The organism is Castellaniella caeni NBRC 101664 (assembly GCF_001592225.1).
GTDB lineage: Bacteria > Pseudomonadota > Gammaproteobacteria > Burkholderiales > Burkholderiaceae_B > Castellaniella > Castellaniella caeni.
Window position 1 is genome coordinate 109,442 of sequence record NZ_BCWN01000002.1, and the last position, 15,800, is coordinate 125,241.

Annotated in this window: 17 protein-coding genes; 8 read left to right on the forward strand and 9 right to left on the reverse strand. The window is 61.0% G+C overall.

The annotated features are described in order from the left end of the window. Positions 1 to 108 precede the first annotated feature (108 nt). The 3 genes from CCA01S_RS01720 to mobF all read left to right on the forward strand — a co-directional run bounded on the left by CCA01S_RS01720 (position 109) and on the right by mobF (position 5,818). Positions 109 to 1,707, forward strand: coding sequence for a type IV secretion system DNA-binding domain-containing protein (locus CCA01S_RS01720; RefSeq protein WP_066453169.1), 1,599 nt, complete (start codon positions 109 to 111; stop codon positions 1,705 to 1,707). A gap of 113 nt (positions 1,708 to 1,820) precedes the next feature. After that, positions 1,821 to 2,747, forward strand: a complete 927-nt coding sequence (locus CCA01S_RS01725; protein WP_084386323.1) for a restriction endonuclease — start codon at positions 1,821 to 1,823, stop codon at positions 2,745 to 2,747. Positions 2,748 to 2,917: 170 nt separating this feature from the next. Further along, a complete protein-coding gene (mobF, locus tag CCA01S_RS01730) occupies positions 2,918 to 5,818 on the forward strand; it encodes a MobF family relaxase (RefSeq protein ID WP_084386325.1) in 2,901 nt (966 codons plus the stop codon). A gap of 516 nt (positions 5,819 to 6,334) precedes the next feature. On the opposite strand, the gene CCA01S_RS01735 is transcribed toward mobF, so the two are convergent. Together CCA01S_RS01735 and CCA01S_RS15150 are read right to left on the reverse strand one after the other, a co-directional pair. Next, a complete protein-coding gene (locus CCA01S_RS01735; RefSeq protein ID WP_066453175.1) occupies positions 6,335 to 7,039 on the reverse strand; it encodes a TerC family protein in 705 nt (234 codons plus the stop codon). Between the two features lie 276 nt (positions 7,040 to 7,315). Next, positions 7,316 to 7,537, reverse strand: a complete 222-nt coding sequence (locus tag CCA01S_RS15150; RefSeq protein WP_232304940.1) for a TFIIB-type zinc ribbon-containing protein — start codon at positions 7,535 to 7,537, stop codon at positions 7,316 to 7,318. Between CCA01S_RS15150 and CCA01S_RS15940 the strand changes: the two genes are divergently transcribed. Next, a complete protein-coding gene (locus tag CCA01S_RS15940) occupies positions 7,436 to 7,759 on the forward strand; it encodes a hypothetical protein (RefSeq protein ID WP_232304954.1) in 324 nt (107 codons plus the stop codon). The two genes, CCA01S_RS15150 and CCA01S_RS15940, sit on opposite strands and share 102 nt — an antisense overlap. Before the next feature lie 62 nt (positions 7,760 to 7,821). Here CCA01S_RS15940 and CCA01S_RS01745 read toward each other — a convergent pair whose 3' ends face one another. From CCA01S_RS01745 to CCA01S_RS15950, 7 genes are all read right to left on the reverse strand, one after another. After that, on the reverse strand, positions 7,822 to 8,628 hold the full coding sequence (locus CCA01S_RS01745; protein ID WP_066453180.1) for a DUF3560 domain-containing protein: 807 nt from the start codon (positions 8,626 to 8,628) through the stop codon (positions 7,822 to 7,824). A gap of 635 nt (positions 8,629 to 9,263) precedes the next feature. Then, entirely contained in the window at positions 9,264 to 9,794 is a 531-nt protein-coding gene (locus CCA01S_RS01750; RefSeq protein ID WP_066453183.1) for a JAB domain-containing protein, read from the reverse strand. Positions 9,795 to 10,244: 450 nt separating this feature from the next. Continuing rightward, entirely contained in the window at positions 10,245 to 10,799 is a 555-nt protein-coding gene (locus CCA01S_RS01755; RefSeq protein ID WP_232304941.1) for a heavy metal-responsive transcriptional regulator, read from the reverse strand. Positions 10,800 to 10,885: 86 nt separating this feature from the next. Next, on the reverse strand, positions 10,886 to 11,113 hold the full coding sequence (locus CCA01S_RS01760) for a heavy-metal-associated domain-containing protein (protein ID WP_066453193.1): 228 nt from the start codon (positions 11,111 to 11,113) through the stop codon (positions 10,886 to 10,888). 83 nt (positions 11,114 to 11,196) lie between these two features. Continuing rightward, positions 11,197 to 11,757 (reverse strand): HAD-IC family P-type ATPase, encoded by a 561-nt coding sequence (locus CCA01S_RS15945; RefSeq protein WP_232304942.1) that lies wholly within the window; start codon positions 11,755 to 11,757, stop codon positions 11,197 to 11,199. Continuing rightward, the gene (locus CCA01S_RS01765; RefSeq protein WP_232304943.1) at positions 11,705 to 13,654 is read right to left on the reverse strand and encodes a heavy metal translocating P-type ATPase; all 1,950 of its coding nucleotides are present in this window, start codon (positions 13,652 to 13,654) and stop codon (positions 11,705 to 11,707) included. Before CCA01S_RS01765 ends, CCA01S_RS15945 begins: the two co-directional genes overlap by 53 nt. A gap of 208 nt (positions 13,655 to 13,862) precedes the next feature. After that, complete coding sequence (locus CCA01S_RS15950; protein WP_084386329.1) at positions 13,863 to 14,066, reverse strand: GDCCVxC domain-containing (seleno)protein; 204 nt, start codon at positions 14,064 to 14,066, stop codon at positions 13,863 to 13,865. A gap of 91 nt (positions 14,067 to 14,157) precedes the next feature. Here CCA01S_RS15950 and merR point away from each other — a divergent pair, with 91 nt between their 5' ends. The 4 genes from merR to CCA01S_RS16180 all read left to right on the forward strand — a co-directional run bounded on the left by merR (position 14,158) and on the right by CCA01S_RS16180 (position 15,784). Next, positions 14,158 to 14,556: a mercury resistance transcriptional regulator MerR gene (merR, locus tag CCA01S_RS01770; protein ID WP_066453196.1), complete on the forward strand. Its 399-nt coding sequence runs from the start codon at positions 14,158 to 14,160 to the stop codon at positions 14,554 to 14,556. Positions 14,557 to 14,642: 86 nt separating this feature from the next. Beyond that, complete coding sequence (locus CCA01S_RS01775) at positions 14,643 to 15,083, forward strand: hypothetical protein (RefSeq protein ID WP_066453199.1); 441 nt, start codon at positions 14,643 to 14,645, stop codon at positions 15,081 to 15,083. Positions 15,084 to 15,254: 171 nt separating this feature from the next. Continuing rightward, positions 15,255 to 15,665 carry a hypothetical protein gene (locus CCA01S_RS15570; protein WP_146030598.1) on the forward strand — a complete coding sequence of 137 codons (411 nt, stop codon included), beginning with the start codon at positions 15,255 to 15,257 and terminating at the stop codon, positions 15,663 to 15,665. Continuing rightward, a complete protein-coding gene (locus CCA01S_RS16180) occupies positions 15,662 to 15,784 on the forward strand; it encodes an archaellin/type IV pilin N-terminal domain-containing protein (RefSeq protein ID WP_258005631.1) in 123 nt (40 codons plus the stop codon). Before CCA01S_RS15570 ends, CCA01S_RS16180 begins: the two co-directional genes overlap by 4 nt. Positions 15,785 to 15,800 lie beyond the last annotated feature (16 nt).

Here is a 15,800-nt window from a genome sequence, read left to right on the forward strand (position 1 = left end):
TTAATTACTCTTCTATGCTATCAGACCAAAACTTGTTGTCAAGCATGTTTACGCATAAAAAAGTGAAAAAACGCATTCCAACAAACTTCTAAATTAAGGACATGCCTTTTGTCTACCCTGATCTCCCCCATCACTCGGCGGCGCATTGCCGCCTTCTCCCTGGCGCTCTTTCCCATCGGGGCCTGGATGACGGCAGCCACCTATGGCAGCGGCATCGCCTGGCGCGACTGGAATCGCCAGATGGCCTGGCATTTCGTGAAACTCACCCCCGGCTATCCCCTGCTCTACGGGGCGCTGGGCGTGGGCCTGGTGCTGGCCCTGGCCTTGATCCTCTTTATCGGCCGCACTGCGAAAACGGAAGGCTTCGAGGGGGCCGCCTACAAGCATTTCGTGCGCGGCACCCGGATGACTACGGCCAAACATCTGGCAAAGCTCTGCACAGAACCTGGCAAACAGCAGATCGACGTGGCAGGCATCCCCATGCCTACTGCAAACGAAAACCTGCATCTACTGGTGAGCGGCGCCACGGGGTCCGGCAAATCGGTGCTGCTGCGCAATATGGCGGCGTCTGTGCTGGCACGATCCCGCAGTCATCAGCACCACTTGCCCGGCCAACCATCCATGCACAACGACCGCATGATCGTCATCGACCCGAACGGCGATCTGCTGAGTAAATTCTGGCAACCCGGCGACGTGATCCTCAACCCCTACGATGCCAGAAGTGAGGGCTGGTCCTTCTTCAACGAAGTCCGTGCCGACTACGACTGGAAGCGCCTGGCGCATTCTCTAGTGCCCATGAGCCAGGACAAGAACGCCGAGGAATGGAATGATTTCGGGCGGCTGCTGCTGCGCGAAACCGCAAAGAAGCTGCACCAGCTGCAAGGCCCTGAGGCCAACATCATGGATCTGTTCCGGCTGTGCACCATCGAGGACCCGAAGGTGCTGAAGCAATTCCTGGACGGCACCCTGGCAGAATCCCTGTTTGTCGGCTCCAGCGAAGCCAGCAAGGCCCTCTCGTCGGCCCGGTTTGTGCTGTCCAACAAGCTGTCGGAACACACCAGCATGAAACCTGGCCCCTTCTCCATCCGTGACTGGCTGGACAGGCCGGACGGCGGGAATCTGTACATCAACTGGCGCGAAGACATGATGAGCTCCATGCGGCCCCTCGTGTCCTCCTGGGCTGATGTCTTCATCACGTCGATTCTGTCTATGCCCGAAGGCACCGACAGGCGCTGGTGGCTTTTCATCGACGAGCTGGCCAGCCTGGAGGCGCTGCCGTCACTGGAAGCGGGGCTCACCAAAGGCCGCAAAAATGGGCTGCGCATCGTGGCTGGCCTGCAAAGCACATCCCAGCTGGAACACCTGTACGGCAGGACGATGGCCACCACCATCCGGGCGAGTTTCCGCAACCTGGTCGTGTTGGGCGGATCCCGTACCGACCCGCAGACCGCCCGCGACATGAGCGAAAGCCTTGGCAAACACGAGGTCGAGCGGCCAAAATACAGCGTCAGCCGCAGCGTGGATCATCGGAACACGTCGGATAACATGGATCGGACGGTTGAGGACGTGGTGACGGCGGCGCAGATCCAGGCACTGCCGGTGCTGGAGGGGTATGTGGCACTGGCTGGGGATTTGTCGGTGGCGAGGGTGAGGATGCCGATTCAGCAGTTTGGCGAGGTCGCTATGTCATTCCAGGATGGAAAATGACAGCAATAGGCCAAAAAGGCGATCTGGCCACAGAATCACACAGAGCAGCTATCCGCAATCATTGGAGTTACTTGATAACATTCAAGCAACGTGTCCCTACCGCAGAGTGAAAAATGGCTTCGCCAATTGATGAACTTTACCAGGCAGTTTTCGGATCGGTACCAACAAAAGCGGGGGCTGCTTTTGAACGCCTAGCGGCAATCGCTACTTACGTTACTACAGAGGATGGCAGTATCACACACGATACGTCTCTCAGGGGTGCGCACTCCGGTAGTCGCTATCAGATAGATGTCCTTCACCAATGCGCAGAGAAAAAAACGATGGGTGAAGCGAAGGACTACTCAGACCGTGGAGGGAAGGTCGGCCGCCCCGATTTACAAAAGCTTGCAGGCGCGCTCTTAGACCTTCCGAGTGTGGACAAAGGGGTCTTCTGGTCCGCTACAGATTATACGAAACCTGCGCGACAGTATGCCCAGGCGGCTAAGGCCATGAACGGCAAGGAAATCCTTCTTAGGGGCCTCAGAGAGAGCACGCATCTTGACGAACAAGGCTTTGTCAAGACTATTCGCGTTACAGGCACATATCACATTGCAGAGCTACACAAAGCAATCTGGACAGTTCATTGGTCAGCACAAGGACGTGCTAGCTTACTTTCGCTCATTTCGGACGATAAGAAAACGGCTGAAATCTCTGAGGTTCTTGAAGATTTCTTCGACTCAAACGGAGGCAAAATCACCTCGATTTTTGAACTCACGTCGGGCGGCTACGGCAACATTGGGGAAGATGAAGTGAGTCGAGGTTGTTACTGGTTGCCCGGCCATTACATCAGGGCCAATGGAATTCTCGCCTCCATCTGTGGGCTTGAATATGAAATTCCATATGCAAGCCATACGGAATCGTTCGAAATCACTGACAACAGCACTTATCGGCTTGTAGTGCTTGATGAAACAGGTGCGCCAGTGAGAATTCTAACTGACGAGAAACTACGGGAGTTCGCCTTCGATACTCAGGGCCAGTTGGTTATCCCTACGCATCGTTGATAACCCAGAATAGCACTTGAAAAACATCCGCTAAGGGCCGCCATCATCCGTCCACATTTCCTGTGGAAAACCCTGTGTAATCCCCCTGCCATTTTCCCCAACAGCCAGCACCGGCGCGCCTTTCGCGCCTGCTGGCTGATCTTTTACCACCCCCACTTCCCGGAGCACCCATGATCTCGCACAGCCAGATCTATCGGGCCCGTGCGGCCCTTGCGACCCACTACTATGCCGACCAGGCCGACGATTACTACAGCCGCGACGGCAGTGCCGCCACCTGGCAAGGCGATGGTGCCCGGCGCCTGGGCGCAGTCGGTGCCATCGACCCCGTCCGCTTCAAAGCCATGCTGCAAGGTGATTTTGGCCATGGCATCACAGCCAGTCAATCCGTGCGCAAGGATGCCAAGGCCCGCGCCGCGCTGGATCTGACCTTTGGTGCGCCCAAAAGCATCACGCTGCAGGCGCTGATCGGCGGCGACGAGCGCCTGATCCAGGCGAACGATGACGCCGTGGCCACGGCCCTGGCCTACGTCGAACAGCACTTGGCCATGGGCCGCAGGAAGGAAAGCGGTAAGTCACGGGTGGAGCACACGGGCAATCTCATCATCGCCAAGTTTCGCCACGAAACAGCCCGGCCTACGGAAGACGCGGCACCGGACCCGCATCTGCACGTCCACGCGTTGCTCATGAACCTGACGCAGCGGGCCGACGGCCAGTGGGTGGCGTTATCCAATGAACAGATCTTCCAGCTGCTGCGGGTCACCGACTCCATCTATCAGGCGACGCTGGAGCGCAATGTCCGGGCGCTGGGCTATGCCGTGCGCCACGAGAAAAACCATATCGAGCTTGCCCATATCAGCCGGGAGCAGATTGAATTCTTCAGCAAGCGCAGCGCAGGGATCACGGCAGAGCTCACAGCACGCGGTACCAGCCGCGACCAGGCTCCGCACGCCCTTCGCCAGGGTATCACCCTCGCCCACCGGCAGCAGAAGACCCAGGCCTACAGCCGGGCCGAGCTGCAACATGAGTGGCAGGCGTCGGCTCAAGCCATCGGCATGCGGTTTGACCAGGCTGGCCTGCAGACAAGCGTGCAGCCACAGCAGGAAGCCAGCAATGCCTCCAATCTGGTAGCCCAGGCATCGCTGTCATGGGCAATCCAGCACCTGGCCGAGCGCGAATCCGTCGTGCCCTTGGCCGATCTGCTGCAAAGTGCCGTGCGCCACGCGGGCGGTCATACGGACGTCACCACCATCCAGTCGGCCATTCAGGCCCGGGTACAGGCAGGGACACTGATCCAGGAAGCCCCACACTATTGCAGCACCCAGGACATGAAAGCCACACCCATGACCCGCGACGGTTGGGCGGCCGAAGTCGTTCGCCTGCGCGGGGCCTCGCAGGATGCAGCCTTGCAGCTGGTCGATCAGGCGATCACCCAAGGGCGGCTCTTGATGGAAAGCCCCCGCTACGCCACACGCAAGGCCTATGAGGCAGAATCCCGCATTCTGGCGGCCGAAGCAAACGGCCGCCGTGCCTGGCAGGCTCCCATCACCAGCGCCATGGCCGAGGCTGGGCTGGATGAGCGCCTGACCCCAGGCCAGCGCGAAGCCGTGATGCTGATTGCCAGCGACACCGACCAGATCAGCGGCATCCAGGGCTTAGCCGGGACCGGCAAGTCTTTCGCGCTGCAAAACGCCCAGACCATCCTGCAGCAGAAGGGCCACAGCCTGGTGGCGCTCGCCCCCTATGGCGGCATGGTTCGCAATCTGCGCAAGGATGGCGTGCCCGCCAATACCGTGGCCTCGGTACTGGCCGCCCGCGACAAGCGGGCCTTCACCAGCCAGCTGGGCCCACAGACCGTGGTGGTAATCGACGAAGCCGGGGTCGTGCCCGTGCGCCAGATGGACAGGCTCCTGGCGCTCATCCAGCCCACCGGCGCGAAGGTGGTGCTGCTGGGCGACACGGCCCAGACCAAAGCCATCGAGGCGGGCCGCGCCTTTGCCATGCTGCAGGAACACGGCATGAAGACCGTACTCATGGGCGACATCCAGCGTCAGCGTTCCGAGCGGCTGCGCCAGGCCGTGCAGCTGGCCGCCAGTGGCCAGGCCAGTCGGTCCCTGCCCTTGCTGGATCGGGTGCTGACGATCCCGGATCAATTCGCTGTCGATGAACACGGTCAGAAGACCCGCGACAGCTCGGCCCGGTATGAGGCCATCGCCCAGGCCTATGTGAAGCTGCCTGCCGATCAGCAGGCCAGCACCATCGTCGTGACTGGTACCAACACCTCCCGCCAGGCGATCAATGCCCGCATCCACGCCCTGCGCGGCCTAGAGGGCCAGGGCCAACGCTGCCAGCTGCTGTCGCGCCACGACACCACACGGGCCGAACGCAGTGTCGCCCGGTATTACACCGTGGGCGATATCGTCGTACCGGAACGTGACTACCAATGCGGCCTGAAGCGCGGGGAACTGTATCGGGTGACTGGCATCCCCCACCATGATCGCATCACGGTGCAGGCGGTGAACACAGGTTCGCCAGGGCCGGTACCCATTGAACTCATCCCCCGCACCATGGGCAAGCTCTCGGTCTATCACCTGAACGAATCCGAGCTATCCGTGGGCGACCAAGTGCGCATCACCCGCAACGATGCCCAGCATGACCTGGTCAACGGCCAGCTGGCGCGGGTTGTCGGCATCGAGGCCAGCACCGTCACCATCGAAACTGGCAACAGAAGCATCACCCTGCCGACTGACCAGTCGCTGCACCTGGACTACGCCTACACTACCACGGCGCACAGCGCCCAGGGCCTGACCTGCGACCGGGTACTGTACAACGCGGAAAGTTTCAGCCGTACCACGGCCCAGGATACCTACTACGTCAGCATCTCGCGCGAGCGCCATGAGGTCGTGGTGTTCACGGATGATGCCGACAAGCTGCCGGAACGGGTGGATCGGCTGGGGATCAAGGGGCTGGCGCATGACCTGACCCAGGCGCACGTCGAAAGCCCAGCACCACACCTGCACCGACCCGATGTGGTACCGGAACGGCGGGCAGAATCCTCAATGGAGATCAGTTGACGCCCACTCTGCAGTAAAGCTGCAGAGTGGGCGCCTGCTAAACGGCTTCAAACTGTATGGGGCACGTCACCGGCTTGCCCTACGCCCGCCACCCCAATGTCTCACGACTGTATCTTGCCTGTATCCGTAGCGCATCCAACGTGCCTCCAAAATGAAATTGTTTGCCCTTATCGGAATGTCTACGCACCATTCGGCCACAGTCGTGGCCGCCGTTGTCCCCGCTGGATCAATGGCTTGCGCCATTCCAGTGCTCTATCTGTCCTACATCACCAAGGCCGGCACGTTTCCAGCAAACCATTGATCCACAAAGCTTTTCCCCACCCCGCAAGGGGTGCGTCGTGTGTGGGACGTTTAAGGCCACAAAGGAGCGCAGCGACTTTGGGGACGGAACGGCCCAGCCTGACCGGAAACCGGGCAGGCAGCGTCACAGCACAGGGCCCCAGGCAAAGCCTGGGAACGGGGCCAGGCACCCACATCAGGCAAGCCACGATGCAAGGCCCTGCACACATCAAGGGTTCAGCCCTCGATCAAAGTACCCCGGCGACCCTTCAGGTAGAGGCCGAATCCCACCACCAGCAAAGCGCCCACGACTTCGGCAGCAAGCTTCACGGGCAAGCCGACCTCGCCCAGCCACTTCACGACGACCACATCGGTCACCAGCATGCCGCCCGCGATCCAGCCCAGCAGCGCGGCACCGAAGGTGACAACCAGGGGAAAGCGATCGATGAGCCTGAGCACCAGGGTGCTGCCCCAGACGATGATGGGGACGCTTGCGAGCAGGCCGAAGACTACCAGCCCGATCTGGTGATCCGCATGTGCATTCTGTGCAGCACCTGCAATCGCAATGACGTTATCCAGGCTCATCACCACGTCGGCAATGAGGATGGTCTTCACAGCGGCCAGGATCGACGCGCCACCTGCGACCTTGCTGTGTTCCTCCGAGTCGGGAAGCATCAGCTTCACGCCGATCCAGAGCAGCAGCAAAGCACCTGCTACCTTCAGGAAAGGGATGGTGAGGAGCGTCAGCGCAAAAGCAATGAGCACAACGCGCAGGCCAATCGCGCCCGCCGTCCCCCAGATGATGCCTTGCAGGCGCTGCTTCGGTTGCAGGTTACGGCAGGCCAGCGCGATGACGACGGCGTTATCGCCCCCGAGCAGGATGTCGATCATGATGATCTGAAAGACGGCGGCCCAGCTGAGCGTTTGAAGGAATTCGAGCATTCGTTTCTCCGGATGCAGGTGGTTCGGAACCTGTCTTCGCCTGGAGCCTCCGGCCAGATGATGCGCTTTTGGCGCCTTGGCGCACAAAAACAAAAGGCCTGAACCCCGTGGGGCCAGGCCAGTCGCAGAAAGTAGACGTGCCTTGCCCTGACAGGCAAGGTCTTGCTTGCAGCACGTTGCTGCCCGGGCGCCGGGTTCCTGCACGCGGCAGGTGACCGTACTGACGACGCCACGGAAGTAAGCTACTCCCCTTGTTGCGGCGAAATTATAAACGAATCAGTCGAAAATCTCGTGCCAGAATGACTTGTGCTTGCGTCGGCTATCGTACCGGCGTGAGTCATCATGATGTTGCTGTGGTCGTGACTGAGGTACCGGCGCTTGTGCCTGGGCGGCCTCTTGGGTGCTGCGTTCGATCAATTTGTCGAGCTCTCCGCGATCCAGCCAGACGCCGCGACACTTTGGGCAGTAGTCGATTTCGATGTTCTGACGCGAGGACATGGCGAGATCCGTGTCCAGACATACAGGGCATTTCATGGGCCAATCTCCGTGTGGAATGAACTGTTTGTGACCATCAGGCAGCGGCTTAGTTCCATGCCACGCGAGGCGCTAAACGAAATCCTCGATCACACCGTCGATGCCACAAAGCTTGGCATCGTGACCGGCGTCGATTTGGAGCACGGTCACTGGGATATCAAGCTCTCCGTGCCTGCAACGAAATAACTGTCAGGGTTCCAAATACAGATGCCCAGGCCGGAGAATCCGACCCAGGGCAGATAAATCGGTCAGGCCTGGTTCAGTGCGTCCAGGTGGCGGATCACGTCCTTGGCGGCCCATTGGGCATTGCCAGTCAGCTGGCGCACCCAGGCGCTGCGTGTCGGGCTCCAGCGAAAGCCACAACGCTTCAGCACGTCGCGGGTGTCCTTGGCTGGTTTGCCATCAAACAGGAACATGGCGCGGTTTTCCTGTGGATCCTCGCGGTAGGTGTAGCCGTCCCCCGTCTGCTCAGTTTCGGTGCGCTCGGCGGCACGCTGCAATTCCTTGATGCGGGCCATGATGCGGTGGATATTGGCGTTGTTGTTCTGCAGCTGGAACGGGGCAAAGCCGATGCGGTTCATATAGTCCGGAGTCACGAGCTCCCGGGCGCGTTCTGCGTAGGTCAGGCCAGATTCCACCAGGGTGGCCACCTGCACATCGGCCCCCGCCTTGGCATGGCGGCGCAAGATAGCATTGATCGCCTTCATGGTTTCCTGAATGGCCTGCAGGCTGGCCAGCTTTGCCTGCAGTTTCTCGGTGGCGGCCGGGTCGTCGCTGGAAATCCCGCCTTTGCCCACCGATGCGGCCTTGCTGGCGTAGTGTTCGGCCTTCTTCTGCAGCTCGAAGGACTTTTCAAAGCCTCGGTTGATGCGTTCGCGGTACCGGCGGCCGGATCGTTCCGAATGGTGCCCCACCAGGATGGGCTGGCCCATGGGGATGACGTCCGCCATGCGGCTGGCCTGGGATGCAACCGCATCGGATTGTGCATGTGCCTGCTCGGCGCGTTCTTCATAGCGGGCCTTGCGCGCTGCCTGCTTGGCTTCATAGGTGTTCATGGTCTGATCTCCAAAACAAGGGTTGAACTGCTTTTTCAGCTGACCGGACCCGAAGATTCTTGAGCCGGAACGTCAATCCGCCGTGTGGGGTTGACGCTGGTTTTCCGGTCTTGCCGCCGTCTTCAGTGAGTTCCGTCGCCGTGCCGATCTGGACCACGCAGCGCCGAACGGAAAGGGGCAGGCACGCAAGCCGCAGCGCGTAGCCGCAGGCGCAGGGACCGGGTGAGTACCTGGCAGCGCGCACCCCTTGCAGCGAGAAGCGAAAGTGGTACACGTCGGCGTTTCAGGCGGAGGAAATCACGGAAGACGAGATGACGGCCCGATCCAGGCGATGACCCCACACGGCAGCTGCGCGGCGAGCGCCCCTAGCCCCGCATCCTCGGGGCTCTGACTGGGCCATGGCCCGCATTCCCGCAGTGGCCCTTGCCAGCGGCACCAGAGGACAAGGCCGACCGGGGCTCCCTTGGCCCGGTCGGCCTTGTTGCTTGCAGGGTTGCGCTGTTCCTCCGGCCCCTGCCATGCGACCCCAGGCGCACGGCAGGGGCCGGCCAATCCCGCTTCATGATCGGCCGATCATGCTCACGTCCCCGCCTGCTGCCAGGCGGGGCGGATCCCCCGCCCTGCCCTGGTTCCTCCTACACTTGCCCGCGTTCGGCCAGCGACGTGGTCTCTGTCGCACTCACCACGATATGGTCCAGTATCCGAACGTCGATCAGGGCCAGCGCCTGTTTCAGTTGCCGTGTCAGGTGGATGTCGGCAGCGCTGGGTTCTGCGATCCCCGATGGGTGGTTATGTGCCATGAAGAGCGCGGCGGCGTTCAACCGTAGCGATGTCTTCACGATCTCGCGCGGGTAGATGTTCGCCTGGCTCAGCGTCCCCATGGCCTGTTCGATGTAGCGGATAGGCCGCAGCTGCGCATCCAGATACAGAAACGCGGCGCATTCGTGCCCCAGCCCGGCCAGCTTGGACTGAAAGAATGACCTCACCCGCTGGGGGTTACCCAGTGCATTGTCGATGGAAATCAGGCTGACGGCGGCTTCGCGGCCTGCCGCCAGAATCTGGCTGTCGGTGGCAGGCTTATAGCGCCCGCTGGGGCTGCGCACATACAGGGGGTGTGCGTCGTTCATGTTGTCATAGCTCAGCGCGGCGGTGCTGTTCGTGTTCATGGGTGCTTTCTCCTTTCGGGGTTAACCGGCTACCGGGGCCGAAGATTCCGAGCCTTTCGTAGGTTTTGCGGTGTCCGCAGACCTACATCTGGCCCGGAGTGCCACCGTTGCCGTGAGTTCGTCGCCTTGCCGCGCTGGATCACGAAGGGACGACCGGAAAGGGGCGGGCACGCAAGCCGCAGCCCGAAGGAGAACGAAGAGAAACGAAGGGACCGGGTGAGTACCCGGCGAAGCGCACCCCTTGCAGGAAGGGATGCAGTGATACAGTCGGCGTTTTAGGCGGCGAAATCAGGGCAATGGCTGCCTGCGCCGTGGAGATGGACTTGCGGCTACCGGCCGCGCGGCTGAGCGCCGCCACCGGACAGAGGACGGTCTGACTTAATGCGCTGTGATCTGGTTCCTGCAGCCCGCCCTGCGTCTCTGTAGGAAGGCCACGGCAGTAGTTCGAATTTAGTATGAGTCATGATTTTGCTTTGCGATGCTGGACTCCAGCGCTGCCAGAATGGGACAGTCATCCAACGGCTGGTCCTCGGCCTTACAGACATCAATCAGTTCGCCCAACGCCTGCGACATCGCTTGCATCGTCCTAATCTTGTGTTCGAGCTGCAATTTCTTTCGGATCGCCAGGCTGCGTACATCGCTGCAGCACGAGCTGTTATCGGCCCTGAGCTCAAGTAACTGGCGTATTTCCGACAGCGTCATGCCGCAGTGCTGGGCGTGTTTGATGAAGTCCAGCCGGCGCACCGCGTCGTCGCCATACAGTCGATAGCCCGCTTCCGTCTTTTTTGCTGGTATCAATAGGCTTTCATCCTCGTAGAAGCGGAGCGTGTCGGTGCTGACCTCTGCAAGTTTCGCGAGCTTCCCGATCGTCAACCAGGTACGGTCCCGAGCCACCTCATCGAGCGAGTCGGTCTGGTGCCTACGCCCTGGCGCACGATTTTCGTTTTGAGGTGCCTTGCCGACGCCAGCGCGGTGTCCTTGGCTTGGCTTGTTTGGTGATTGCACGAACTCTCCTCCGATGAGTGTTTGGCTTAGGGTTCCAGCCGGTTCGCGGCGCTATCCGGCCCGTCTCAACTGCGCGGACCGGAGGTTCAACTGACGATCTTGGTCTCGTAACCGGCTTCACCCAGGCATTCCGCGAGTGCAGCCGGTTCTACCGTTGCCGTGTCAAACAGCACCTCGATACGTTGGTCGAGCGCCTGTGCGCGGACCTGCCGCACACCCTGCACAGGTGTGAGCAGTCGCGCGACGCGCTGTTCGCATTTCTCACAGTTGAGGCGTTGATCGCCGATGACTTCGAATGTGACGGACTTGAACATGGCTAAGACCTTTCATGAATGACTTGGTTGTTGATCGAGGAGAATCCTGAACCGGAAACAGGCCAAGAAGGCACGTCTTTCTCTCACGACGCGGTCGCTCTGGATGGCATTTGAGGTACGCGCCCGACCGCCCGGATCGCCTCGAAGAAATAGTCGCCGCGGCCCCACAGGGAGTTGATGAAAATTGCCGTCACGCTCGCGGCCATAGCAACCATGCCCCATATCGGATAAATCAGGCCCGTGGCGGCCGCCGGAATTCCGATGCCATTGAACAGGAAGGCAAGCGAGACGTTCTGCACAATCTTCCGGTAGCTGTTGCGGCTGACCGCATAGGCCTCCAGTACAGCACCGAGCCGCTGGTTCAGGACGATCACGTCGGCTGATTCGATCGCAATGTCGGCACCACTGCCGAAGGCGATGCCGACGTCAGCTTGCATCAGAGCCGGCGCATCGTTGATGCCGTCACCGACCATGGCCACGCGTGCACCCTGCTGCAGTTGCCGGATCAAGTCGGCTTTTCCGGCGGGCAGCACGCGCGCATGCACTTCTTCGATGCCGGCGGCACGGGCAAAATGACGGGCCGCCTGCTGGTTATCGCCGGTGATCAAGCTGGTGCGGATGCCCAGCGCGTGCAGGCGGCGCACGGTATTCCGCGGCGTCGGGCCGCAGCGCGTCGCCAAGCGCCAGCAGGCCGAGCAGCACGCCGTCCCGCGCAAGACCGATGACTGTCAGTCCGCTCGCTTCGAGTTCATCGATGTGTGGAGTGTGGGCCGCGAGCTCCACACCTTCAGCTGCGAGAAACACCGGGCTGCCGACCATCAACCTCGTCTCCCCGAGGCGTGCCCGAACGCCGTGACCCGCGACGGCCTCGAACCCTTCCACCTCGGGCAGCACGATATGGCGTTTAAACGCTTCTTCCACCACGGCCCGCGCGAGCGGGTGCTCGGAGAAGGCTTCGACGGCTCCCGCAAATGCAAGCAAGTCCTCTTCAGCACACGCCACCGCGATGATCTCGCGCAAGGCGGGGCGGCCCTCGGTCAGCGTGCCGGTCTTGTCAAACACCACACGGTTCACGCGCCGCAAGGCTTGAAACGCTTCACCGGTGCGCATCAGTACGCCGCGCTCGGCCGCTTCGCCCGCGCCGCGGACAATGGACAGCGGTGCCGAAATGCCCACGGCGCAGGGATAGCCCATGACCAGCACGCTCAGACCGGCAAACACCGCCCGCCTCAGATCGGGGGAAGACCCGACGAGAAGCGGGCCAAGTAGCCAGAAGAGCGCCGCGCCAGCCGCGGTGAACAGCACGATCGGTGTGTACACGCGCAATACGCGGTCCACGAGATGCAGCAAGCCCGGTTTGAGGGCGCGGGCGTCTTCGACACTGCGTACCACCTGCCTGAGAAAACTTTCTTCGCCCACCACACTGACGCGCACCAGCAGTGTGCCGTGGCCGTTCAGCGCGCCACTCACCACCCGGTCTCCGGCGCGCTTCTCGACGGGTAGCGGCTCGCCAGTTACCAGTGATTCATCCACGTCCGATCCGCCCGACTCAACCTGTCCGTCGATCGGCACACGCCCTCCCGGGCGGATGCGCACCAGGTCGCCGACGCGTACCTGTTCGAGCGGCACCTCTTGTTCCAGGCCGTCCTTGACGAGATAGGCAACATCAGGCTCAAGGTCCAGAAGCTTTTTGACCGCCTGAGAACTGCGCGTCTTGACGATCAACGATAACCACTCGGAAAAGATGTGATAGCTGAGCACCATTACGGTCACCGCGAAAAACGCTTCCGTCGGATACCCGGCGGGGTGCAATACCAAACCGATCGCCCCTCCGGCCAGCCCCGCGAATGCCCCGAACTCAACCAGCACGTGCTGGTTGAGGATGCCGCGCCGCAGCGCCATGGCGGCCATGCGCACAATGTGTTGGCCCACCCCGAAGACGAGCACCAACGCGAGCGTGCCGGTGAGCCACGGAACCGTGACGCCGAACGTGCCCCGCAGTTTGAAATAATAGATACCAACGGCGAACACGGCGAGCAGACTCGTGCCGGCCATCGCCCGTTTCGGTCCATAGCCGCGCAACACGACGAAGGCAAAGGCCACTAAGCTCACGAGAGAAAACACACACAGTGGGAACCACGCGCTATCGACCGGGTAGCCAACCAGGCCCATTGAGGCAACGCTGGCCACCAGGGCGGTCAGGAAGCGCCCGCGCTCGCGCACCAGCGCACGCTCTTCTTCATCATATGGACGCAACTTGCGCGGATCGGAGACCGTATAGCCGATATCCTTCAGCGTCTGGAGCAAGTCCTCAGCGCGTGCCACGCCAGGGTCGTACTCGATCAACGCCTGTTCATGGGTCAGGCTGACCGCGACCTTTTCGACGCCCGGTCGCTTGCCCAGCGCCTTTTCGATTGTGCCGGTGCACAGCGAGCAGTGCAGCCCACCGATGCGCGCGCGGATGCGCCGCCGGCCGGGTAGATTGGACGGCTCCTCGCTCCAGAAGCGCGGGGGGGATTCAACGGTCGTTGCGAGATTCATGACGGTACCTCACTGATTGCTGGGCGTCTTCGATAACACCCGAAGCCTGTACGCGACGCAGCCCAACTGCCAATTCTTTTGGCCCAATCGGCAGGCGGGCCGCCGACGTTCTAGGCTGTAACGGCTCAATGATGGACCTTTGAGCTAACTCCAAAGTCAAGAGAAGGCGGTGTAACAAGTCCCAAATGAGGTAGTGTGAGACCAGTGCCTACTCTCGGACAGCCTGGATGGACGGACAAGGTACATCCCCCCAAGAGCAAAATACACAGCAGTCGCCCGGCTTGGGCCGCAGCAACGCCTCGCACCGACTGCACTGGTAGAAGAAGAGGCATGCATCGGTCGGCATGGTTTCCCGCTGGCGATGGCCGCAATGCGGACAGGTGAGGACAGATTCGAGAATTACTTCGCTCATGATGAAATCACTTCCTCTGTACTGTGGATGGGTACCTGAGTGCTACTCTAAATCCCGTACCTCGGTACGAGGTCAAGCGAGGGAGAAACGGATGATGGCGGCACTGACAATCGGCAAGCTGGCAAAAGCGGCCGGGGTGAACGTGGAGACGATCCGCTACTACCAGCGGCGCGGCCTGCTGGACGCACCTCCAAAACCACCCGGCGGCCAGCGGCGTTACCCGGCTGAACAGGCCAGGCGGGTGCGTTTCATCAGACGGGCGCAGGTGCTGGGGTTCACGCTATCGGAGATTGGCACACTGCTCGCGCTGGACGCAGCCTGCGTTTGCCACGACACGCGCGCACTTGCCGCTCACAAGCTCGCGTCGATCGAGCAAAAGATAGCGGACCTCGCCGCCATGCGGCGAGTGCTGGGCGACCTGGTACGGCAGTGCGACACCGGAGATGGCGGAGCCAAGTGTCCGATTATCGACGCGCTGACGGAAGAGTGACAGCCGCCGGGACGAGCGCAGGACTCGCAGGTGCTTGTTGACCTTTCCACAATGGAAAGGTTTAAAGTAACAGGGTTGGAGTCAGGATGGCTTGCCTGTACGAACTCGACTCCAAAGGGCTTGCCTTCATGCTTATGAGAACAATTTTTACGAAACGCCTCCTCGTTGCCTTGGTGGCAATGTTGAGCCTGCTGTTCATGCAGTTGGCTTCGGCGGCGTACGGGTGTTCGCAGACGCTCATGGGTGACGTTGGGTCCACAACCAGTGTGCAGACGGGGTACGCGGACTGCATGCACATGGATGCGGCACATCCGAACCTGTGCATAGCACAGGCGTGTGTCAGCAGCAACGTGCCCCTTGTTCACAAACTCAAGGCCTCCCTGCACGCTGCAAGCTCGCAGCGTACCGACCTTCTTCCCGCTTCTTCTGACACCTTCGCCTCAACGCCATTGATGCGGCCTTCCCCTGGCCTGTTCAGGGCCATCTCGCCGCCGCTGTCTATCCGCGACTGTCGTTTCCTGATCTGACAATCCGCCGCGACACCTAATCGGCAAGCGGTCACTCATGGTCTACCCCCCTGCCGCACGCGTGCCGCTTAACCGGCTGCGCCCGTCCACGCGTGGGCTGCAACTAGGGAATTGATCCTGAGGGCTTGTTTCGCCAGCCACTCCTGGATATCCAGATCACAAGAGGAACACATGATGAAAACATCTTCGACAACTATCTTCGACACACCCCAACGATTTGCCTTCAACGATTGGGCAGTTCGCCACAAGTTTTGGCTGGGTGCCGCATCTGGCGCCCTTGTGGCGGTCGGCCTGACAGCAGGCTGGGACCGACTGGCAACCCTTGGAGCGCTCTCCACACTTCTCGCAGTGCTGCCCTGCGCACTCATGATGGGCCTGTGCATGAAGATGATGAAGCACACGGACTCGAACGGCGCATCGTGCGCCGGCACTCAGCCGGAGCGGACGGCTGAGCCCGCCAGCCCCGATCAAACTGCACTCCAGGCACCGCAAATAGAATTCTCACCGGCGCGAGCTTTGGAGCAGGATCATGCGCCCATGAAAACTCCAACTGCCCTGGCCGAACCCGGAGCGAATCGATGATGGGCAGCAGCGTGACGTGCGGAGGCATGATGGGGTTGATGGGTATCGGCGGGTTGCTGGTGCTGGTCCTCCTCGTCCTTTTGATCGCCGTACTCATCAAATATCTGTTCAAGAAATAGGCACTGCAAACGGCCG